At 71.8% G+C, this 20947-nt stretch carries 17 protein-coding genes and 1 rRNA gene; 7 read left to right on the top strand and 11 right to left on the bottom strand.

Annotation, left to right across the window (positions count from 1 at the left end; all coding sequences use genetic code 11):
• Positions 1 to 167 precede the first annotated feature (167 nt).
• On the bottom strand, positions 168 to 839 hold the full coding sequence (locus ACIRNI_RS30790; protein WP_355363548.1) for an HAD family hydrolase: 672 nt from the start codon (positions 837 to 839) through the stop codon (positions 168 to 170).
• Positions 840 to 884: 45 nt separating this feature from the next.
• A complete protein-coding gene (locus tag ACIRNI_RS30785; protein WP_403556508.1) occupies positions 885 to 1391 on the bottom strand; it encodes a DUF6912 family protein in 507 nt (168 codons plus the stop codon).
• A gap of 275 nt (positions 1392 to 1666) precedes the next feature.
• Between ACIRNI_RS30785 and ACIRNI_RS30780 the strand changes: the two genes are divergently transcribed.
• A complete protein-coding gene (locus ACIRNI_RS30780) occupies positions 1667 to 2131 on the top strand; it encodes an Rv3235 family protein (RefSeq protein WP_403556506.1) in 465 nt (154 codons plus the stop codon).
• A gap of 73 nt (positions 2132 to 2204) precedes the next feature.
• On the opposite strand, the gene secA is transcribed toward ACIRNI_RS30780, so the two are convergent.
• Positions 2205 to 5030, bottom strand: coding sequence for a preprotein translocase subunit SecA (gene secA, locus ACIRNI_RS30775; RefSeq protein ID WP_403556504.1), 2826 nt, complete (start codon positions 5028 to 5030; stop codon positions 2205 to 2207).
• A gap of 312 nt (positions 5031 to 5342) precedes the next feature.
• Here secA and ACIRNI_RS30770 point away from each other — a divergent pair, with 312 nt between their 5' ends.
• Positions 5343 to 6515: a winged helix-turn-helix domain-containing protein gene (locus ACIRNI_RS30770; RefSeq protein WP_403556502.1), complete on the top strand. Its 1173-nt coding sequence runs from the start codon at positions 5343 to 5345 to the stop codon at positions 6513 to 6515.
• A gap of 2 nt (positions 6516 to 6517) precedes the next feature.
• Here ACIRNI_RS30770 and ACIRNI_RS30765 read toward each other — a convergent pair whose 3' ends face one another.
• The 7 genes from ACIRNI_RS30765 to mtnA form a co-directional block, all read right to left on the bottom strand.
• Positions 6518 to 7306, bottom strand: a complete 789-nt coding sequence (locus ACIRNI_RS30765; protein WP_403556500.1) for a response regulator — start codon at positions 7304 to 7306, stop codon at positions 6518 to 6520.
• Positions 7307 to 7501: 195 nt separating this feature from the next.
• Positions 7502 to 8191, bottom strand: coding sequence for a ribosome hibernation-promoting factor, HPF/YfiA family (gene hpf, locus ACIRNI_RS30760; protein ID WP_403556498.1), 690 nt, complete (start codon positions 8189 to 8191; stop codon positions 7502 to 7504).
• A 344-nt stretch (positions 8192 to 8535) separates the two neighbouring features.
• Complete coding sequence (locus ACIRNI_RS30755; RefSeq protein ID WP_403556496.1) at positions 8536 to 9273, bottom strand: ComF family protein; 738 nt, start codon at positions 9271 to 9273, stop codon at positions 8536 to 8538.
• Between the two features lie 79 nt (positions 9274 to 9352).
• Entirely contained in the window at positions 9353 to 11206 is a 1854-nt protein-coding gene (locus tag ACIRNI_RS30750) for an LpqB family beta-propeller domain-containing protein (RefSeq protein WP_403556494.1), read from the bottom strand.
• On the bottom strand, positions 11196 to 13268 hold the full coding sequence (gene mtrB, locus ACIRNI_RS30745; protein ID WP_403556492.1) for an MtrAB system histidine kinase MtrB: 2073 nt from the start codon (positions 13266 to 13268) through the stop codon (positions 11196 to 11198). The genes ACIRNI_RS30750 and mtrB overlap by 11 nt, the downstream gene beginning before the upstream one ends.
• Before the next feature lies 1 nt (position 13269).
• Entirely contained in the window at positions 13270 to 13959 is a 690-nt protein-coding gene (gene mtrA, locus ACIRNI_RS30740) for a two-component system response regulator MtrA (protein WP_355363568.1), read from the bottom strand.
• A gap of 4 nt (positions 13960 to 13963) precedes the next feature.
• Positions 13964 to 15115 (bottom strand): S-methyl-5-thioribose-1-phosphate isomerase, encoded by a 1152-nt coding sequence (gene mtnA / locus ACIRNI_RS30735; protein ID WP_403556490.1) that lies wholly within the window; start codon positions 15113 to 15115, stop codon positions 13964 to 13966.
• 182 nt (positions 15116 to 15297) lie between these two features.
• Between mtnA and ACIRNI_RS30730 the strand changes: the two genes are divergently transcribed.
• Genes ACIRNI_RS30730 through ACIRNI_RS30710 form a run of 5 tightly spaced genes read left to right on the top strand, consistent with a single transcriptional unit; the run spans position 15298 to position 20758 of the window.
• Positions 15298 to 16518, top strand: a complete 1221-nt coding sequence (locus ACIRNI_RS30730; protein ID WP_403556488.1) for a hypothetical protein — start codon at positions 15298 to 15300, stop codon at positions 16516 to 16518.
• Positions 16519 to 16522: 4 nt separating this feature from the next.
• Complete coding sequence (locus ACIRNI_RS30725) at positions 16523 to 17236, top strand: DUF4129 domain-containing protein (protein ID WP_403556486.1); 714 nt, start codon at positions 16523 to 16525, stop codon at positions 17234 to 17236.
• On the top strand, positions 17233 to 18456 hold the full coding sequence (locus ACIRNI_RS30720; protein ID WP_403556484.1) for a DUF4350 domain-containing protein: 1224 nt from the start codon (positions 17233 to 17235) through the stop codon (positions 18454 to 18456). The genes ACIRNI_RS30725 and ACIRNI_RS30720 overlap by 4 nt, the downstream gene beginning before the upstream one ends.
• Positions 18453 to 19436 carry an AAA family ATPase gene (locus ACIRNI_RS30715; RefSeq protein WP_403556482.1) on the top strand — a complete coding sequence of 328 codons (984 nt, stop codon included), beginning with the start codon at positions 18453 to 18455 and terminating at the stop codon, positions 19434 to 19436. The genes ACIRNI_RS30720 and ACIRNI_RS30715 overlap by 4 nt, the downstream gene beginning before the upstream one ends.
• An 11-nt stretch (positions 19437 to 19447) precedes the next feature.
• A complete protein-coding gene (locus ACIRNI_RS30710; RefSeq protein ID WP_403556480.1) occupies positions 19448 to 20758 on the top strand; it encodes a DUF58 domain-containing protein in 1311 nt (436 codons plus the stop codon).
• A 102-nt stretch (positions 20759 to 20860) separates the two neighbouring features.
• Here the strand turns inward: ACIRNI_RS30710 and rrf are convergent.
• A 5S ribosomal RNA gene (gene rrf, locus ACIRNI_RS30705) occupies positions 20861 to 20947 on the bottom strand; the annotation flags it as partial.

The raw sequence follows: 20947 nt of genomic DNA, 5'->3' as shown, positions 1-20947 counted from the left end.
AGGCCGGGGGCTTCGCTGCCCCCTCGGCGTATAGCGCTGATCACGGGTCCAGGCTATCGCTCTTCCCCCCGACCCCGTCATGAGCCGTATGTGTACAAATCCCGGTGGGGAAGTTTGACACTCTGGACAGCGACAGACGCCCTCTCGGACCCGCAGGGCAAGCGGCCCTACGCCACCAGCTCCTCCGCCACCGCCACCGCTTCCTCCAGCGAGTCCACCACCGGCACCCCCACCGCCTCCAGGCTCGCCCGGCTGTGCGACCCCCCGGTGTACAGCACCGCCTTCGCGCCCACGTGCGCCGCCGCCAGCGCGTCGTCCGCCGCGTCGCCGATGACGCACACGCGCTCCGGCGACGACGCCACGGTCCCGTCCAGCGCCAGCAGATGCCGCACCATGTGCGCGGCCTTGCCGGCCGTGGACGTGTCCATGCGCCCGTCCACGCGGACGAACCGCGACTCGATGCCGTGCCGCCGCACGAACGGCACCAGCTGGTCGTGCGGCGCCAGCGACAGCAGCGACTGCGTGTACCCGGCCTCCTGCCGGGCCGCCAGCAGCTCCGCCGCCCCGGCCGTCAGCCCGCACGCCTCCGCCCGCACCCAGTAGTGCCGGTGGAACGCGCCGTCCATGACGGCCCACTCCGCCTCCGTGGGCATCCGGCCCATCAGCCGCTCGTAGAACACGGGCACCGGCACGCAGTACAGCTCGCGGTACCGCTCGAGGGTGATCGGCTCCAGGCCTATCTCCTCGAACGCCGCGTTCGTCGCCCCTATGACCGCGTCGATGTCGTCGAGCAGTGTGCCGTTCCAGTCCCACACCAGGTGGGTGCCGCGCTTCCCCATGCCGAAACGGTACCGGCCCCCACCGACAATCGACCCCGACGCCCCTCAGCCCAGCAGCGCGGGGATCTCCTGCACCCCGAACCACAGCAGCTCGTGGTCCTCGGCCCCGTCCACCGTGAACTGCGCGTCCTCGTCCCCCTGGTCCGCCGCGCCCAGCGCGTCCGCCGCCGCGGAGACGTCCGCCGTCGCGTCGTCCGCGTCCGCGTGCACCGCGGCCGCCTTGGCCAGCGGCACCGGCCCGGCGACGCGTACCTCGCCGACCGACGCGGGGTCGAGGCTCGCGTCGGGGTCGGCGCTCACGGCCCGGTCCGGTACGTCGAGGGCGACGACCACCCGCCGCCGCGCGGCGAGGGGGTCACCGGCGACGAGCCGCAGCGACGCCGCGGCGGCCCGGCTGAGCGCGGCGTACTCGAGCTCCTCGATGTCGTCGGAGATGTACCACTCGCGCAGTCCGGGCGTCACGGCGTAGGCGGTGAGCGGACCGGGCCCGAGCTCGCCCGCCTTGTGCGCCTCTGCGAGGCCGGGGAGCGTCAGGGGGACGTACACGCGCATGGCAGGCCGCTTTCGTAGTCGGGAGACGTCCTCAGGATACGTGCGCGGTCCCCTTTTGGGGCCCTGAGGCCACCCGCCCCGCACGTCCACAAACGGACACCGGACCGCCGCCCGATCCAGGTCGCACAAGGCCCCCATCACCCGAATAGGTGAACCCTCTCCCCGCCCGACCGGGCCGCCGATGGCGATTGCGGCCGCCCACCCCGCCCCCGTACAAGATCCCCAACCGAAGTTACCGCCCGGTAGAACGCCGGGTCCGACGGAACGGGGCCGCCATGACCACCGCCGCCACGCGCACGCAGACGAGCCGCACGACGACGCGCCCGCAGACGCCCCGACCGGCCGGCCGCCGCGACCAGCGGGCCCCTGGAGGGGCCGGCACGGTCCGGCAGACCCGGCCCCGGCGGCCGCAGCCGCCCCACGCCGTGTTCGCCGAGCGCCTGCTCGCCGTCCTCAGCGGCGAGCGCCCGGTCCACTGGATGCTCGGCCAGACCGTCGGGGAGGCGTACGACCAGCTGATCCGCCTCGCACCGCACACGCCCCTGCGCGCCCGCGGCGCGCACGCCGCCCGCCCCGTGATCAGCCGCTGCGGCGTGTTCCCGCTGCGGCCCGGCGTGGTGGAGGCGTTCGCGACGATCGCGACCGGCGACCGGTTCCGGGCGATGGCGTTCCGCCTGGAGAAGGGCGAGGACCGCAGGTGGCGCTGCGCGGCCGTGGAGCTCGGCGGAAACCACCCGTAAACGCGGCAGGGGCCGGGACACGCGCCACGCGCGCGTACCCCGGCCCCGACGTCAACGCCTTGGAGCGGCCGCGTTACTTCTTGCGGCGACGCCCGCCCTTCTGGGCCTTGCGCCGCTCCGCACGGGTCATGCCGTCACCGTCGCCCCGAGCGCCGCCGTCGGCGGTCTCGAAGTCGCCCTCGATGATGTCGCCCTCGCCGTCGACCTTCGGCGCCGTGAAGTGCAGCCGGTCCGGCCGCCTCGGCGCCTCCAGGCCCTTGGCGCGGATCTCCGGACGCGCGGCACCCGCCTGCGCCGGCACCGCGTCCTCCTTGGAGAGCGAGGTCCTCTCGGCGGCCGCGTCCTGCACCGGGACCTCCTCGACCTGCTGCTCGACCTGGACCTCCAGGTTGAACAGGTAGCCGACGGACTCCTCCTTGATGCCCTCCATCATGGCGGTGAACATGTCGAAGCCCTCGCGCTGATACTCGACCAGCGGGTCCTTCTGCGCCATGGCGCGCAGGCCGATGCCCTCCTGGAGGTAGTCCATCTCGTAGAGGTGCTCGCGCCACTTGCGGTCCAGCACGGACAGCACCACGCGCCGCTCCAGCTCGCGCATGATCTCCGAGCCGAGCTGCTTCTCACGCTCGTCGTACTGCCGGTGGATGTCTTCCTTGACCATCTCGGCGATGAACTCGGCGGTGATCCCGGCACGGTCGCCGGCCGCGTCCTCCAGTTCCTCGATGGTGACCTTGCACGGGTATAGCTGCTTGAACGCGCCCCACAGCCGGTCCAGGTCCCACTCCTCGGCGAAGCCCTCGACGGTCTCCGCCTGGATGTACGCGTCGATCGTGTCGTCCATGAAGTGCCGGATCTGCTCGTGCAGGTCCTCGCCCTCCAGGACGCGGCGGCGCTCGCCGTAGATGACCTCGCGCTGGCGGTTGAGCACCTCGTCGTACTTCAGGACGTTCTTACGCGTCTCGAAGTTCTGCTGCTCGACCTGCGACTGCGCGGACGCGATCGCGCGCGTGACCATCTTGTTCTCGATCGGCACGTCGTCGGGGACGTTGGCCATCGCCATCACGCGCTCGACCATCTGCGCCTTGAACAGCCGCATCAGGTCGTCGCCCAGCGACAGGTAGAACCGGGACTCGCCGGGGTCGCCCTGACGGCCGGAACGGCCGCGCAGCTGGTTGTCGATACGCCGCGACTCGTGCCGCTCGGTGCCCAGCACGTAGAGCCCGCCGAGCTTCTTGACCTCTTCGTTCTCGGCCTTGACCGCGAGCTCGGCCTTCTCCAGGGCGGTCGGCAGCGCGGCGGCCCACTCCTCCGGGTGCTCGACCGGGTCCAGGCCGCGCTGGCGCAGCTCCGCCTCGGCGAGGTCGTCGGGGTTTCCGCCGAGCTTGATGTCCGTACCGCGGCCGGCCATGTTGGTGGCGACGGTGACGGCGCCCTTGCGGCCGGCCTGGGCGACGATCGTCGCCTCCCGGTCGTGCTGCTTGGCGTTGAGCACCTCGTGCGGGATGCCCCGCTTGGCCAGCTGCTGCGACAGGTACTCGGACTTCTCGACCGACGTCGTACCGACGAGGATCGGCTGGCCCTTCTTGTGCTTCTCCTCGATGTCGTCGACGACCGCGGCGAACTTGGCGACCTCGGTGCGGTAGATCAGGTCCGACTGGTCCTTGCGGACCATCGGCCTGTTCGTCGGGATCGGGACGACGCCCAGCTTGTAGATCTGGTGGAACTCGGCGGCCTCGGTCATGGCCGTGCCGGTCATGCCGGAGAGCTTGTCGTAGAGGCGGAAGAAGTTCTGCAGGGTGATCGTGGCGAGCGTCTGGTTCTCGTCCTTGATGTCCACCCCTTCCTTCGCCTCGATCGCCTGGTGCATGCCCTCGTTGTAGCGGCGGCCGGCGAGGATACGGCCGGTGTGCTCGTCGACGATCATGACTTCGCCGTCGATGACGACGTAGTCCTTGTCCTTCTTGAACAGTTCCTTGGCCTTGATGGCGTTGTTCAGGTACCCGACGAGCGGGGTGTTCACCGACTCGTAGAGGTTGTCGATGCCCAGCCAGTCCTCGACCTTGGCGACGCCGGACTCGTGGATGCCGACGGTGCGCTTCTTCTCGTCGACCTCGTAGTCGCCGGTCTCCTCGATGCCCTTGAGGGGGTTGCCGGGCTCGCCCCGCTTGAGGCGGGTGACCAGCTTGGCGAAGTCGCCGTACCACTTGGTGGCCTGGTCCGCCGGGCCGGAGATGATCAGCGGCGTACGGGCCTCGTCGACCAGGATGGAGTCGACCTCGTCGACGATGGCGTAGTTGTGGCCGCGCTGGACGAGCTCGTCCTTGGACCACGCCATGTTGTCGCGGAGGTAGTCGAAGCCGAACTCGTTGTTCGTGCCGTACGTGATGTCGCAGTTGTACTTCTCGCGGCGCTGGGCGGGCGACATGTTGGCGAGGATGCAGCCGACCGTCAGGCCCAGGAACTTGTGGACGCGGCCCATCATCTCCGAGTCGCGCTCGGCCAGGTAGTCGTTGACCGTGATGAGGTGCACGCCCTTGCCGGAGAGCGCGTTGAGGTACGCCGGGAGCGTGCCGACGAGGGTCTTGCCCTCACCGGTCTTCATCTCGGCGACGTAACCGAGGTGCAGCGCGGCGCCGCCCATCAGCTGGACGTCGTAGTGGCGCTGTCCGAGGACGCGCTTGGCCGCCTCGCGCACGGTGGCGAACGCCTCCGGGAGCAGGTCGTCGAGGCTCTCGCCGTCGGCGTACCGCTGCTTGTACTCCTCGGTGAGCGCCCTCAACTCGGCGTCGGAGAGGTTGACGAAGTCCTCTTCGATGGAGTTGACCTGGTCCGCGATGCGGTGCAGTTTGCGCAGGATCTTGCCTTCGCCTGCACGCATGAGCTTGTTGAAGACGGACACTGAGGTTGGTCTCCTTGCCGGTCGGGCCTGGCACTAGGTCTTGTCATGGACACTGGCACGGGCACGGCAGGTGGGCCCCACCGCAACGGCCATCGTAAGCGAGGACGCCGCCGCGCTGGGAGGTCCGCGCCCACCTGAGCCGACCGCCGCGCCGACATGCCGCCCGCAAGGAGAACGCGCGGGGCGCGCCGAAGGTGCCGCCGAACCCGAAAAGTGCTCGGACCCGGGCCCGCCGGGTGCCCTTCCCGGGCCCACCGGTCCAGGTCCGACCGCCGGGTCCGACTGTCAGTGCCGCCCTCTATCGTGCCGAGCATGACCACGATGCCGAGCCCGACCGCCGAACTCTCCGCCGACGAGGCCCGTCGTATCGCGCTGCGCGCCCAGGGCTTCCTGGGGGCGCCGGACCGCCGTGCCGGGGTGCGCGGCGTCCTGCGCCGGCTCGGCGCCGTCCAGCTGGACACGATCTCGGTGCTGGCCCGGTCCCACGAGCTGGTTCCGTACGCACGGCTCGGCGCCGTCGGCCGCAAGACCGTCGACGCGGCGTACTGGACGGAGACGCACGCCTTCGAGTACTGGTCGCACGCGGCGTGCATCCTGCCCATCGAGGAGTGGCCGCACTTCGCCTTCCGCCGCCGCGCCTACCGGGCCCGCCCGCAGTGGCACCACGACCTGCCGGACGGCGCGTACGACACGGTGATCAAGCAGTTGCGCGCCGAGGGGCCGCTGACCGCCACGGAGCTCGGCGGCGCGAAGAACGGCGGCGAATGGTGGGACTGGTCCGCCTCGAAGGTCGCCGTCGAGCGGGCCCTGATGTACGGGGAGGTGGTGTGCACCGAGCGGCGCGGCTGGAAGCGGGTGTACGACCTGGCCGAGCGCGCCGTCCCCGGCCACCTGCTGCACGACGAGCTGGACGACAGGGAGTGTCTGCGGCGGCTGGTGCGGCTGGCCGGGCAGGCGCTGGGCGTGGGCACGCGCGCGGACATCGCCGACTACCACCGGCTCAAGGGCGAGCAGTTCGACGCGGTGGTCGCCGACTCGGGGCTGGTGCCGGTGCGGGTGCAGGGCTGGGACAAGCCCGCCTGGGCCGACCCGGAGGCCCTGGCGGCCACGCCGCGCGGCCGCCACCGCACGACCCTGCTGTCGCCCTTCGACTCGCTGATCTGGGAGCGGGCGCGCACGGAGCGGATATTCGGCTTCACCCACCGCCTGGAGGCGTACGTCCCGAAACCGAAGCGGATACACGGCTACTTCGCGATGCCGCTGCTCGCGGGCGGGCAGCTGGTGGGCCGGGTGGACCCGGCCCGCGAGGGGACGACGCTGGTGGCCAAGCAGGTGTCGCTGGTCTCCCCCAAGGCCGTGGTCCCGATGGCCGAGGCGCTGCGGGAGGCCGCCGAGTGGGTGGGCTGCGACGCGGTGCGGATCGAGCGCGTCGACCGTCCGGAGCTCGCCACCGAGCTGGCCGCCGCCCTGGCCCGGCTCACCTGAGATCACCTGATCTCGAGGATCTTCTCCCGCATCGCGTACACCACCGCTTCCATCCTGGAGTGCAGCTGGAGCTTCTCCAGGATGTTGCGGACGTGGTTCTTGACGGTGTTCTCGGAGATGAACAACTCCTTGGCGATGTCCCGGTTGTTCATGCCGGTGGCGACCAGCTTGAGGACCTCCAGCTCCCGGTCGGTCAGCCGGGGCGCGGGCACCAGCCTGCGCTCGTCGGTGCGCTGGATCATCGACTTGAACTCGGTGAGCAGCTTGGACGCCATGGAGGGGCTGATCTGCGACTGCCCGTCGGCGACCGCGCGGATGGCGGTCGCGACCTCGTCGGTGGAGATCTCCTTGAGGAGGTAGCCGGTCGCGCCCGCCTTGATCGCGTCGTAGAGGTCGGCCTCCTCGTCGCTGATCGTCAGCATGATGATCTTGGCGCTGGGGGCCACCTCCTTGATGGAGGTGCAGGCCTCGATGCCGCCACGCTTGGGCATCCGCACATCCATCAGGATGATGTCGGGCAGCAGGTCGGCGGCCTTGTCGACGGCCTCCGCGCCGTCGCCCGCCTCACCCACCACCTGGATGTCCTCCTCCTGCGCGAGGACGATCTCCAGTCCGCGCCGGAAGAGCGCGTGGTCGTCCACCACCAGGACCCGGATGGGCTCCTTGCGGTACGGGGACGCGCCGCCCTCCGTGCCCTCGGCGCCGCCGTCCCGCCCGTCACCGGCGTCCGCCCCGCCCACCGGGGCGTCGGAGCCGCCCGGGTGGTGCACCGGGCCGAAGCTGTCCGCCATCGTTCCTCCCCCTGAAGGCCTGGCCTGAGGTCCCTGTTCCGTGCGCCAACCGCAGGTCGCAAAGCACCGGTTGGCGTGAGACGCCATGATTTCATGCCCGGGCGGCGAAGCGGTGCTCCTCCGGTCGCACGGTGGTGCCCCTGGGGGCGCACGGGGCGCTCCAGGGGCACCGTCTCGGGACGGGGTCGGCTGCGGTCAGCCGCCGAGCGCACCACCGGCGCCGCCCGCTTCGGAACCGGCCAAGGGGTCGGTCTCCAGGTGAATGACGCCATAGTCGTAGGCGTGGCGGCGGTAGACCACGGCGGGCAGTTTGTTCTCGGAGTCGACGAACAGATAGAAGTCGTGACCGACCAGTTCCATTTCGTACAGCGCCTGGTCGAGCGACATCGGGGCGGCCTTGTGCGTCTTCTCGCGCACCACCAGCGGTCCTTCGCCGCGTACCTCGAGCGGGCCGACCTTGGTGGTCGGGATGTCGTCCTGCCGCTCCTCGGTGGCGATGGCGCCGTTTCCGTTCATCCTGGCCACGCCCGGAATCGCCGCGGGGACCTCGGCTGCCGACAGCCGGGCGTTGCCCCGCCGGGTGAAGCGCTTGTCGTGCTGCTTGCGCAGCCGCGCCTCCAGCTTGCTCGTCGCTAGATCAAGCGCTGCGTACGGGTCGCCTGCCGCTGCTTCCGCCCGGATCACCGGGCCGCGGGAGTGGAGGGTGATCTCCACGCGGTCGGACCGGTCGGCCTGCCGCGGGTTGTGCTCCTTGGACACCTCGACGTCGAGGCTGATCACCTTGCTGTCGAGCTTCTGGATCTTCTCCGGATTCAGCTTTTCGGCCACGTGCTTGCGGAACCGCTCGGGCACCTCGGTCTTGCGGCCCTTGACGACGATGTCCACGCAGAACTCCGTTCCCGGATCGCTCCGCCGGCTCACCGGCCGGCGAGCATCTCCCTTTTGCACCAGACCCCGGTGAGCACCGGAGCCTCGGACTTGGCGACTTTCACCTCCTCCTCCCCAGTGGACAAGATCCCCACCCCACTCGACTTCATGTCCTGACCGGATTCCGCTAAACACCCGGAAGCGCGGCAGTGCATTCGGTGAAGCGCGGGCTTCGCCATTCCTCACAACCGAACATAGCTCGCTCGGACGGATGTCGGCACCCGATACCAGCACGTACGTCCGATCGAGCGTTTTTCCTCCGTCACTGACTGCAACGAAGCAGGCCACGGCTCAGTTCCGAGTTATTCCGAATACTTCGCACGCCTGCCGAGGGGCGACGGCGGCCGGGTGAACGACGACGGTGGCGCGGCGACCACCGCGGCTCCCACGTGTCCGGGCAGGGCCCTGGCCGCCTCGACGAGCGAGGCCCCGGTCGTCATGAGATCGTCGACGAGTACGGCCCTGCCGGCCGCCAGGGCCCGGCCGCCGCCCGCCACCACCTCCAGCGCTCCGGCCATGTTCTCCAGCCGCTGCCGGGCGTCCAGCCGCGACTGGTCCGACACCGGCCGCCGCTGCCGCAGCACGGGCAGGACCCGCGCCGCCGTCCCCGTACGCCGCAACTCGGCCGCCGCGGCCATCGCGATCCGCCGCGCCGCGTCGTGCCCGCGCGCCCGCACCGCGCGCCGCGACGACGGCACCGGTACCAGCAGCAGCGGCCCTGCCCCGAGCCCCGCCGACGGCGCCGAAGACGCAGCAGCCGCTCTGACGGCCCCCGCCAGGGCGAGGCCGAGCGGCCGGGCCAGTCCCAGCACACCGCGCTCCTTGTGCCCCAGCAGCACCGCCCGTACCGCATCGCCGTACGGTGCGGCGGCATGCACCACGGGCAGGCCCGGGGGCTCGGGCATGGGCCTCACCCGGCCGGGCGGACGCCCGTACAGGGCGCGCCCGCACTCCTCGCACAGCTGCGTACGGGCGCGGCCGCAGCCACCGCAGGCGACGGGCAGCACGAGCCCGGCGATCTCCCGCCACCATCCCCGCATGAGCCCACTGTGCCGAGCGGCACGACCCCGCCGCCACCCCTGTGGACAACCGCGAGCGCGGGCGGGCCGGCCGCCGGCGTCAGCCGGGGTAGACCGGTGACGTGCCCTTCTCGGCCATCGGCTGCCAGTTGCCGCCGGCCTGCAGCCGCACGATGCCGTCGTCGGCGGAGGCCGCCACCAGCGGCGCCCGCTCGTCGTTGGCCGCCGCGACCGCCTTGACCTGGTTGAGCCCCGGAACCCCGGCGGCCGAGGTGGAGCCGTCCGTCTGGATGTAGCGCACCTGCTGCACACCGCCGGCCAGCTTGCCGAGCACCACCAGCCGGCTCGGCCCGGCCCAGGACACCGAGCTCACCGACTCCATGCGCGGCGCGGCCGACTGCAGGTCCACCACGGCGGCCGTCTGCTGCGCGCCCGTGCCGTGCCGCTGCACCCGGCCGATGTGCAGCGTGGTCTTGCCGTCCTTCTCCAGCAGCAGCGCCACGCGCACGCCGTCCTCGGAGACCCGCAGCGCCTTGACCCGCACGCCGCCGGTGAGCCACGGCGCCGCCACGGGCAGCGGCGCGCCGGAACCGCCCGGGATCAGGAGCAGCCGCGGCTTGGCCGGGTCGCGGTCGGCGACCCACAGATCGCCGCGCCCGTCCCAGCTGGGGGCCGACAGCCGGTCCTCGGGGGTGCCGCCCCCACTCTGCAGGATCGGCTGCGGCAGCTCCCCCTCCGAGGCGATCGACGCCACCCTCAGGTACTTGCCGTCCTGCGACACGCCCGCCGCGTACCGCTCGTCCCGCGCCACCGCGACGGAACCCACCTTCGCCGTGCCGTCGCCGAAGGGCCCCGGCACATGCCGCGGCCCGCCGACGTCCTTCGACGTGGCGTCGACCTCGGCCAGCTGCCCGTTCGCATCGATGAAGTACGGATTCTTCGGGGCGACGGCGGTCGGGTCGGCCATGAAATCCTCCTTCTGGTCCTCCCCCAGCACGCACAGCCGCGAACCGTCCGACCGCTGCAACTCCACCTGCTCGACCCTGGTGGACGCCAAATCCCCCACGGTGAAGAGCAATTGGGCCGCCATCTTCCGGCACTGCTCCTGGCCGACATTGTCGGCCTTCTCATTCAGCGGCACCTTCAGCAGGTTCTGGTCGTCGGGCGTCAGCGACTTCACGTCCTCCTTCAGCGTCGTGCCGGTGGGAAAACGCGAATCGACCACCGGCATCAGCCAGTTCGTCGGGCCTTCCAGCAGCGCCTTCACGGTCTGCGCCACCGGGTCCATCCGGGTCACCGGATCCTGCCGCTGCCGGATGTACACGGGGTCCGCCACGACCCATTTCCGCCCGGCGGCGAAGTAGTACTTGTTGACGGAGCGGTAATTGCGCAGGAAGTCCGACTCACCGAGCACGAGGCCCGGCGGCAGGCTGTCGATGCGCCACTCCTTGCCCTTCCCCTCCGGGTCGGCGACCTGCACCAGATGGATCGTGCCGTTGTACTGGGACGGGGCCACCGGCTGATACGCCTGATGGCCGTCCACGGCCGCGACCTGCTGCCCGTACAGCCGGTAGAGCAGGCCGGAGCCCTCCTCCCCGGCGGTGCGCTCGAACGCTTGTGGTTCGGGCGCGGCGGCGAGCACCGTGGTGCGCTCCTCGGGCTTCCAGGTCTGCGCCGCCTGCTTGGTCAGGTACTTCCGGGCCGTGGCGAAGCCGGGGTCGTCACCGGTCATCGCCTCCAGGAAACCGTCGACGATCTCGTCCGGCGCGGCGTTGTCCCGGGGCGTCACCGGATAGACCCGCACCTGGGAGTCGCCCGGCTTGGAGGCCTTCACCGCGGATACGTCTCCGCTGTCCGGCATCGAGGCGCAGCCGGCGACCAGCGTGGCGCAGCCGAGCAGCGCGGCCCTCCGCGCCGTACGTCCCCGCCCGTACCGATGACGCTCAGCGCCCACGAGCCATGCCCTCCCGCTCCGTGTCCCTGCCCCTGTCCCCGCCTGTGCCCCCGCCTGTGCCCGGTGCGCGATCCGCTTCGCGCGCCGGTCCGGCGCCTTCGCCGGTCCGCTCCCCGGTCTGCCGTGCCACCACCCGGGCTCCGCTGCCAGGCAGGGCGGTCGGGTCCGCGGTCGCCTGTGCCGGTGCCTGCCGCGGCGATATCGGCGCCCCCGGCGGCAGCGGCGAGCGGCCCGTGCCCGGCTGTCCCGGCACGGCCGCCGACCGGGGGCCTTCCGGCCCCTCGGCGGCGGCCCGCTCGCGGTTGCGCCGCGAGTCCTCCGGCTCCAGGGGTATGGGGGAACCGCGCAGCGGCTCGTCCGCCGTGCGCGGCAGCGTCAGCCGGAACTGCGAGCCGCCGCCGGGCTCGCCCCAGGCCTGCAGCCAGCCGCCGTGCAGCCGGGCGTCCTCCAGCGCGATCGACAGGCCGAGGCCGGTACCACCGGTCGTCCTGGCCCGCGCCGGGTCGGCGCGCCAGAACCGGTTGAACACGCGCGTCGCCTCGCCGGGCTTGAGGCCGACCCCGTAGTCGCGTACGGCGATGGCCACGGCACCGCCCGCGGCGGCCATCCGGACCACCACGTCGCGGCCCTCGCCGTGCTCCACGGCGTTGACGACCAGGTTGCGCAGGATGCGCTCGACACGCCGCGCGTCGGCCTCGGCGACCACCGGCTGCTCGTCGCCGACGACCAGGATCCGGCCGCCCTTGCGCTCCGCGAGCGGCTCGGCCCCGCCGATGACGCGGCGCACGACGTCCCGCAGGTCTATCGGCTCCGCCTCCAGCGCCGCCGCGCCCGCGTCGAACCGGCTGATCTCCAGCAGGTCCGCGAGCAGCGACTCGAACCGGTCCAGCTGGTCGCCCAGCAGCTCCGCCGAGCGCGCCGTCACCGGGTCGAAGTCCCCACGCGCCTCGTAGATCACATCGGCGGCCATCCGCACGGTCGTCAGCGGGGTGCGCAGCTCGTGCGAGACGTCCGACACGAACCGGCGCTGCATCCGCGACAGGTCCTCCAGCTGCTGGATCTTCAGCTGGAGGTTCTGCGCCATCTTGTTGAAGGCCTCGCCGAGCCGGGCGATGTCGTCCTCGCCGGTGACCTTCATCCGCTCCTGCAGCCGGCCCGCCGACAACCGCTCGGCGATGCCCGCCGCCATCCGTACCGGCGTGACGACCTGCCGCACCACCAGCCACGCGATGGCGCCCAGCAGGACGACGACGAACAGCCCGGCCGTCGCCAGCGTCGTCTTGACCAGGGAGAGCGAGTCCTCCTCCTGTGTCAGCGGGAAGAGGTAGTACAGCTCGTAGGAGTTGCCCTCGATGTCGTTGAGCCGCTTGCCGATCACCAGCCCGGCCTCGGACGCCTTGCCGTCGGTGTAGTGGATGCGGGTGTACGTCTGGAAGGTCCCGGTCCCCTGCGCGACCGACTCGCGCAGCGCCGCCGGAATGCTCGTCACCGGCTCCACGCCGCCCGACGCCCGGGCGCCACGGCTCGGGGCCGTGCCCGCCGAGTCGGAGCTCAGCGCCACCACGTTGAACGCGCTCTGCCCGCCGCTGGCGAGCTGCACGACCAGGTCGGAGCGCCAGTTCAGCGACGAGGGCGTCGTCGGGCCGCCGGCGCCACCGCCGACCTGCCCGGGCCGCGGCGCACTGGCCTGGTCCTGCGCCGCGGAGAAACCGCCGGAGGCCTGGCTCTGCGCCGCCCTCTCCTTGGCGTCCAGCAGACCGTTGCGCATCTGCCCGATGACGACGATGCCGAGCAGCAGCACCACGCCGAGCGACATCAGCAGCGTGCCGGCGACCACCCGCAGCTGGATGTTGCGCCGCCACAGCCGCAGGGCGGGCAGCAGCGGGCGGCGCACCCAGCGCGCCAGGAGCCGGAGCACCCGACCGCCGGGCGCCCCGTCCTGGAGCAGCCGACCGCCGTGGAACAGGCGGCCGATGCGCGAGGGGGCACGCCCCGGACCGGCAGCCCGCCCCGCACGGACTCCCGGCTTCCCGGGCTTCGGAGCAGCACTGCCGCGGGACATGTCAGCTCGGTCCGGCCTTGTAACCGACACCACGGACGGTCACCACGATCTCCGGCCGCTCCGGGTCCTTCTCGACCTTGGAGCGCAGCCGCTGCACATGCACGTTCACCAGCCGCGTGTCGGCGGCGTGGCGGTAACCCCAGACCTGCTCCAGCAGCACCTCGCGGGTGAAGACCTGCCACGGCTTGCGGGCCAGCGCGACCAGCAGGTCGAACTCGAGCGGCGTCAGCGCGATCGACTGCCCGTCCCGCTTCACCGAGTGACCGGCCACGTCGATGACCAGGTCACCGATGGTGAGCTGCTCCGGCGCGGGCTCCTCCGACCTCCGCAGCCGCGCCCGGATCCGGGCCACCAGCTCCTTCGGCTTGAACGGCTTGACGATGTAGTCGTCGGCACCGGACTCCAGCCCGACCACCACATCGACGGTGTCGCTCTTGGCAGTGAGCATCACGATCGGCACCCCGGACTCGGCCCTGATCAGCCGGCACACCTCGATGCCGTCCCGCCCGGGCAGCATGAGGTCCAGCAGCACCAGGTCCGGCTTGACCTCGCGGAATGCGGCCAGGGCCTTGTCGCCGTCCGCTACGAACGACGGCTCGAAACCCTCACCACGCAGCACAATCCCGAGCATCTCGGCCAGTGCGGAGTCGTCGTCGACGACAAGGACGCGTCCCTTCATAATCGACATCATCCCATTAGCTAATCGTTACCTGGCGTGACCTGGCACACAGCTCGGCGATTCCTGTTGCGGTGACGGGCGACACTACGCCCTCCTCGGTGACGATCGCCGTCACCAGCTCCGGCGGCGTGACGTCGAAGGCGGGGTTGTACGCCTGCGTTCCGAGCGGGGCCACCGGCAGCCCGCCACCCGATCCACCATGCGCCAGCATCACCTGCGGCGGCGCCGTGAGCTCCGTCACCTCCTGCCCGGAACGCTGCTCCACCTCGATGGACGCCCCGTCCGGCGTGCCGAGGTCGATCGTCGTGACGGGTGCGACCACGATGAACGGCACATGGTGGTATTTGGCGAGCACCGCGAGCGGATAGCTCCCGACCTTGTTGGCCACCGACCCGTCGGCGGCGATCCTGTCCGCCCCGATCAGCACGGCGTCGACCTCCCCGGCCGCGAACAGCGAGCCCGCGGCGCTGTCGGTGAGCAGCGTGTACGCCAGCCCGTGCCGGGCCGCCTCGTACGCGGTGAGCCTGGCCCCCTGCAGCAGCGGCCGCGTCTCGTCCACCCACAGCCGCCGCAGCCGGCCCGCCCGGTGCGCCGCCAGCGCCACGGCGAAGGCGGTGCCCTCGCCCCCGGACACGAGGGCCCCGGTGTTGCAGTGCGTCAGGACGCGATGACCGCCGCCCGGCAGCAGCTCGTCGAGGAACGCCAGTCCGTGCCGCGCCATGCTCGCGCTCGCCTCGGCGTCCTCGCGGTGCAGCGCCCGCGCCTCCGCGAGCGCGACCCCGGCCGCCTCCTCCCGGTCCGCGCCCTTCTCCAGCGCCGCCCGGTAGACGGCTTCCGCTCGCCGCACCCCGTAGCCGAGGTTCACCGCGGTGGGCCGCGCCCCCGCCAGCAGGGCGGCCGCCTCCTGCACGTCGTAGCCGCGGGCGGCAGCCAGCGCGACCCCATAGGCGCCCGCGATGCCCAGCAGCGGCGCGCCCCGTACGGCGAGCGTCTGTATCGCCCGCACCAGCGCCGGTACATCCGTGCAGACCAGCTCGACCTCCTCGGCGGGCAACCGCGTCTGGTCGAGGAGTACGACCACCGGTCCTTCCGGGGGCTCTTCCCACCGCAGTGCGGGCAACGCGGACGGCTCGGTACCGGACGGCGTGTGTGCGTACTGATCAGCCATCCGCCCAGTCTGCCCGCTGAACCACCGACAATGAAGGTGCCGATGAGATACAGGCCCTGGCCCGGCCGCGGGCGACGCGTGGCACGATGGCTGCCAACCTGCCGCCAAGCCGAGCGGCCCGGCACCCCGACCGAGCCGGCTCGACGAGCCGGCCCAGCGACAGATTCACGAGGTGGACGACCGTGAACGACACTCCGGGCTGGGCCTCGCCCGGGTCCGCACCCTCCGACGACCAGGGCGCCGGCGTCCCGCGCCCCGCCCAGCCCGCCGACGGCGACGGCGCCGCCTCCAAGTGGTCCAAGGAGCAGCCGCCCGCCGGCCAGTGGTCCTCGCCGGGCTCCCCCGGCCCCACCGGGCCTGTCCCGCCTCCCGCACCGCGCTGGGGCGGCGGACAGCACCAGGGCGGATGGGGCCGGCCTCCGGCCGCCAAGCCCGGCGTCATCCCGCTGCGTCCCCTCGGCGTCGGTGAGATCCTCGACGGCGCGGTCTCCACCCTGCGGGCCCACTGGCGCACCGTCCTCGGCATCACGATCACCGTTGCCGTGGTGACCCAGATCGCCGACATCCTCATCCAGCGCTACCTGGTGCCCAACCCGCCGGCGGCCGACCCCAACGCGACGCCGTCGGAGGCGCTGAGCCAGTCCGTCGAGTCGGCCCAGGCGAGCATGGTGTCCCTGGCCCCGACCACGCTCATCAGCCTCATCGGCACGCTCTTCACCACCGCGCTGCTCACCGTCGTGATCAGCCGCTCGGTGCTGGGCCGCCAGGTGAACATCTCCGACGCCTGGCACGAGGCCCGCCCCCGGCTGCCCCAGCTCCTGGGCCTGACCCTGCTGCTGCCGCTGATAAGCACGGCGATCATGCTGGTCGGCGTGCTTCCCGGGCTGCTCCTCGGCTCCGTCGCCGGGGCCGCCCTGGCCGTCTTCGGCGGCCTCGGCGCCCTCCTGGTCGTCATCTGGCTGATGGTGCGCTTCAGCCTCGCCTCGCCGGCGCTGATGTTGGAGCGGCAGGGGATCATCGCCTCGCTGCGCCGCTCCGCCAAGCTCGTCCGGGGCTCGTGGTGGCGGATCTTCGGCATCCTGCTGCTGACCCTCCTGCTGCTGTTCCTGGTCGCGATGATCATCGCCATCCCGTTCGGCATCATCGCCCTGGCCGTCGACGGCGACGGAATCAGCGGCCTGCTCACCGGAACTCCACCGGAGTACGGATGGCCGTTCCTGATCGTCTCCGGCATCGGCGCGGTGATCGGCTCGTCGATCACGTACCCCATCTCCTCCGGCGTCACCGTCCTGCTGTACGTGGACCAGCGCATCCGCCGCGAGGCCCTCGACCTGGAACTCGCCCGCGCTGCCGGCGTCCCCGGCTACGGCTCCACGCCCGGCGACAACACGCCCAGGAGCTGATGCGGTGCTGGTCACGGGGGGACCGACGACGGCGTGGTCACTGAGCCGCGCCACCGACGACGTGCCAGTGGACATTCCGCGCGTGCCGGCCCGTGAGGCGGCGGAGCGGGAACTGTCGAAGCCGATGTACCACGAGGACGACCCGAATCTTCTGGAGCGGGCTCTCGACCGGTTCTGGGACTGGGTGGGCGACATCTTCGCCTCCGCCTCAGCGGCCACGCCGGGCGGGCTGCTCGGCGTCGTGGTCATCGCTCTGGTCGTCGTGGCGCTCGTCGGTGCCCTGTGGTGGCGCCTGGGCACTCCCCGGCGCGCCGCCGTCCGGTCGGACGCCCTCTTCGACGACCGCCCCCGCAGCGCCGCCGAACACCGCGCCGCCGCCGAGGCCCACGCCACCGCCGGCCGCTGGAGCGAAGCCACCCAGGAGCGGATGCGCGCCATCGTGCGCTCCTTGGAGGAACGCGCCCTCCTTGAGCCGCGCCCCGGTCGCACCGCGGACGAAGCCGCAGCCGAGGCGGCGCGCCCGATGCCGACGCACGCGGATGAACTACGCGCGGCGGCCCGCACCTTCGACGACGTGACGTACGGCGGCCGCACCGCCGACCAGCCCGCGTACCAGCGCCTCAAGGAACTGGACGACGCCCTGGAACGGACCAAGCCCCAGCTGAATGAAGGAGCCGCGGCAGCGGCGGGAGCAGCGGGCGGAGGAACCGCCCCATGACCGGCACGCCCACCTCGCTCGCGCTGACACCCCGCCAGGTCTGGAAGAGGGCACGCGGGCTGCTGATCGCGCTCACGATCCTCATCGTGGCCGGAATCCTCATGGCCGTCCTCCGCTCCGGCGATCAGCACGGCCGCCTCGACCCGCGCTCCGCCGACCGCTACGGCAGCCGCGCCGTGGCCGAGCTCCTCAAGGGCCACGGCGTCACCACCCGTGTGGTGACCACCCTCGACGAAGCCACCACCGCAGCGGGCCCCGACACCACCCTCCTCGTCGCAGCCCCGGATCTCCTGACCGACCATCAGCAAGCGGTGCTGCGGGACTCCATGGACACGTCCGGCGGCCGAACTGTCCTGGTCGCCGCGGGTCACGCATCCCTCGAGACCCTGACCCCCGGCGTGAGCGCGGACACGCCCGCCGCGACCGAGGCCCTCGCCCCTCAGTGCTCCCTGCCCGCCGCCGAGCGCGCGGGCGACGCCGACATGGGCGGCGAGCGCTATGTCACCGAACTCCCCGACACGGACGCCTGCTACCGCAGCGACGGCCTGCCCACGCTTCTGCGCGTTCAAGGCCCCCCGGGCGGCGACACCGTCCTCCTCGGTGCCCCCGACATCCTCTACAACAACCGTCTCGACCAGCGGGGCAATGCCTCGCTCGCTCTCCAACTCCTCGGTTCCCGGACCCATCTCGTCTGGTACCTCCCCTCGCTGAGTGACCCCTCCGCCACCGAAGGCGGTGGCGACCGCGAGGACGGCCAGGGCGCCGGCGAGACATCGTTCCTCACCCTGATCCCCTCCGGCTGGCTCTGGGGCACCCTCCAACTCGCCCTCGCCGCCGTCCTCGCCGCCATCTGGCGTGCCCGCCGCCTCGGCCCGCTCGTGACCGAACGCCTCCCTGTGGCCATCCGCGCCTCCGAATCCACCGAAGGCCGCGCCCGCCTCTACCGGAAGGCCAACGCCCGTGACCGCGCGGCCACCGTCCTGCGCACGGCGACCCGAACTCGCCTCGCTCCCCTCCTGGGTGTCCCTCCGGCGCAAGCCCACGCGCCCGACGCCCTGCTGCCTGCCGTCTCCACCCGCCTCACCGGGACCAACCCGGACGCCGCCAGGGAGACGGACCTCCGCACCCTTCTCTTCGGCCCGGCCCCCACCGACGACACCGCGCTGATCCTGCTGGCAGACCAACTCGACGCCCTCGAAAGAGAGGTACGCACCTCATGAGTGCCCCGACCCCCGAGACCCCTGAGAACTCGGACAGCGCCCGCGCTTCCCTGGAAGCCCTGCGCACCGAGATCGCGAAGGCCGTGGTCGGGCAGGACCCCGCTGTCACCGGTCTCGTCGTCGCGCTGCTCTGCCGGGGCCATGTCCTGCTGGAAGGCGTCCCCGGCGTCGCAAAGACACTGCTCGTCCGCGCCCTCGCCGCATCTCTCGAACTCGACACCAAGCGTGTCCAGTTCACCCCCGACCTGATGCCGAGCGACGTCACCGGATCCCTGATCTACGACGCCCGCACCGCCGAGTTCTCCTTCCAGCCCGGCCCGGTCTTCACCAACCTCCTCCTCGCCGACGAAATCAACCGCACGCCCCCCAAGACTCAGTCCTCGCTCCTGGAGGCGATGGAGGAGCGCCAGGTCACGGTCGACGGCATCCCGCGACCCCTGCCGGAGCCCTTCCTCGTCGCAGCCACCCAGAACCCGGTCGAGTACGAGGGCACCTATCCGCTCCCCGAAGCCCAACTGGACCGTTTCCTGCTGAAGCTGACGGTTCCACTGCCCTCACGCGAGGACGAGATCAACGTCCTGACCCGCCATGCGGAAGGCTTCAACCCGCGTGACCTCCAGGCCGCCGGAGTACGTCCCGTCGCCGGCCCCGCCGACCTCGAAGCCGCCCGCGCAGCCGTCGCCAAGACGTCGGTATCCCCCGAAATCGCGGGCTACGTCGTCGATATCTGCCGTGCCACCCGTGAATCCCCCTCACTCACCCTTGGCGTCTCACCCCGAGGCGCCACCGCCCTGCTCTCCACCGCTCGCGCCTGGGCCTGGCTCACCGGCCGCGACTACGTCATCCCGGACGATGTGAAGGCCCTCGCACTCCCCACCCTCCGCCACCGCGTCCAGCTGCGGCCCGAGGCCGAGATGGAGGGCGTCACCGCCGACTCCGTGATCACCTCGATCCTCGCCCACGTCCCCGTCCCCCGATGAGGCAGTGACCCGTGGCCCTCACCGGACGAACCGCGCTGCTCGCCGCCCTCGGCTCTCTCCCCGTCGGCATCCTCGCCCCCAGCTGGACGGGGATGCTCGCTGTCAACGCGCCTCTCTCACTCGCAATTCTGTGCGACTACGCTCTTGCCGTGCCAGTGCGAACGCTCCGATTCACCCGAAGCGGTGACACAAGCGTTCGGCTCGGTGACAGCGCGGAAGTTCAGCTGACCGTCACCAACCCTTCTCGGCGCCCCCTGCGTGCCCAGCTCCGCGACGCCTGGCCGCCCAGCAGCTGGCTCCCCGGCTCCGAGCAGCCCGCATCCCGGCACAAGCTGACGATCCCGGCCGGTGAACGCCGACGCCTCACCACGGTCCTGCGCCCGACCCGCCGCGGCGATCGCCACGCGGAGCGCATCACCGTGCGGTCCTACGGCCCCCTGGGCCTTGCTGCCCGGCAAGGCAGTCACCAGGTCCCCTGGACGGTCCGCGTCCTGCCGCCCTTCACCAGCCGCAAGCACCTGCCGTCCAGGCTCGCCCGCCTGCGTGAGCTCGACGGCCGCACGAGCGTGCTCACCCGCGGCCAGGGCACCGAATTCGACAGCCTGCGCGAGTACGTCCCCGGCGACGACACCCGCTCCATCGACTGGCGGGCGACCGCCCGCCACAGCAGCGTCGCCGTGCGCACCTGGCGCCCCGAGCGAGACCGCCACATCCTGATCGTCCTCGACACCGGCCGCACCTCGGCCGGCCGCGTCGGCGACGTGCCCCGCCTCGACGCCGCCATGGACGCCGCACTCCTCCTCACCGCACTCGCCACGCGAGCCGGCGACCGTGTGGATCTGCTGGCCTACGACCGGGCCATCCGCGCCCGCGTCCAGGGTCGCTCCGCGAATGACATCCTCCCGGCCGTGGTGAACGCCCTGACCCCCCTGGAGCCCGCACTCGTCGAGACCGACGCCCGCGGCCTCACCTCGACGGCCTTGGCCTCCGCGCCTCGCCGTTCCCTCGTCGTTCTCCTGACGGGTCTGGAGGCAGCGGCCATCGAAGAGGGCCTGCTGCCGGTGTTGCCCCAGCTCACCCAGCGCCACACCGTTCTGGTCGCCTCCGTCTCCGACCCGCACACCGAGAAAATGGCCCGCGCCCGAGGTTCCGTCGACGCCGTCTACGAGGCCGCAGCCGGCACCCAGGCCCAGGCACAGCGCCACCGCACTTCCGAACAGCTCCAGCACCACGGCGTCACCGTCGTGGACGCGACACCGGACAACCTCGCGCCCGCTCTCGCCGATGCCTACCTTGCACTGAAGGCTGCGGGCCGCCTCTAAAACCGTCGGGTGACCGGCCGGGAACCACCGGCCGGTCACCCAGGCTCAACGCAAAAAAGCCCCGGTCCCCGCACATTGTGCGGGGACCGGGGCCCAATATTTGTTCGGCGGCGTCCTACTCTCCCACAGGGTCCCCCCTGCAGTACCATCGGCGCTGAAAGGCTTAGCTTCCGGGTTCGGAATGTAACC

Origin of the sequence: Streptomyces sp. NPDC093546 (assembly GCF_044765045.1) — a bacterium.
In the GTDB taxonomy this organism is placed as follows: domain Bacteria; phylum Actinomycetota; class Actinomycetes; order Streptomycetales; family Streptomycetaceae; genus Streptomyces.
This window is presented reverse-complemented; position numbering and strand designations above follow the sequence as displayed.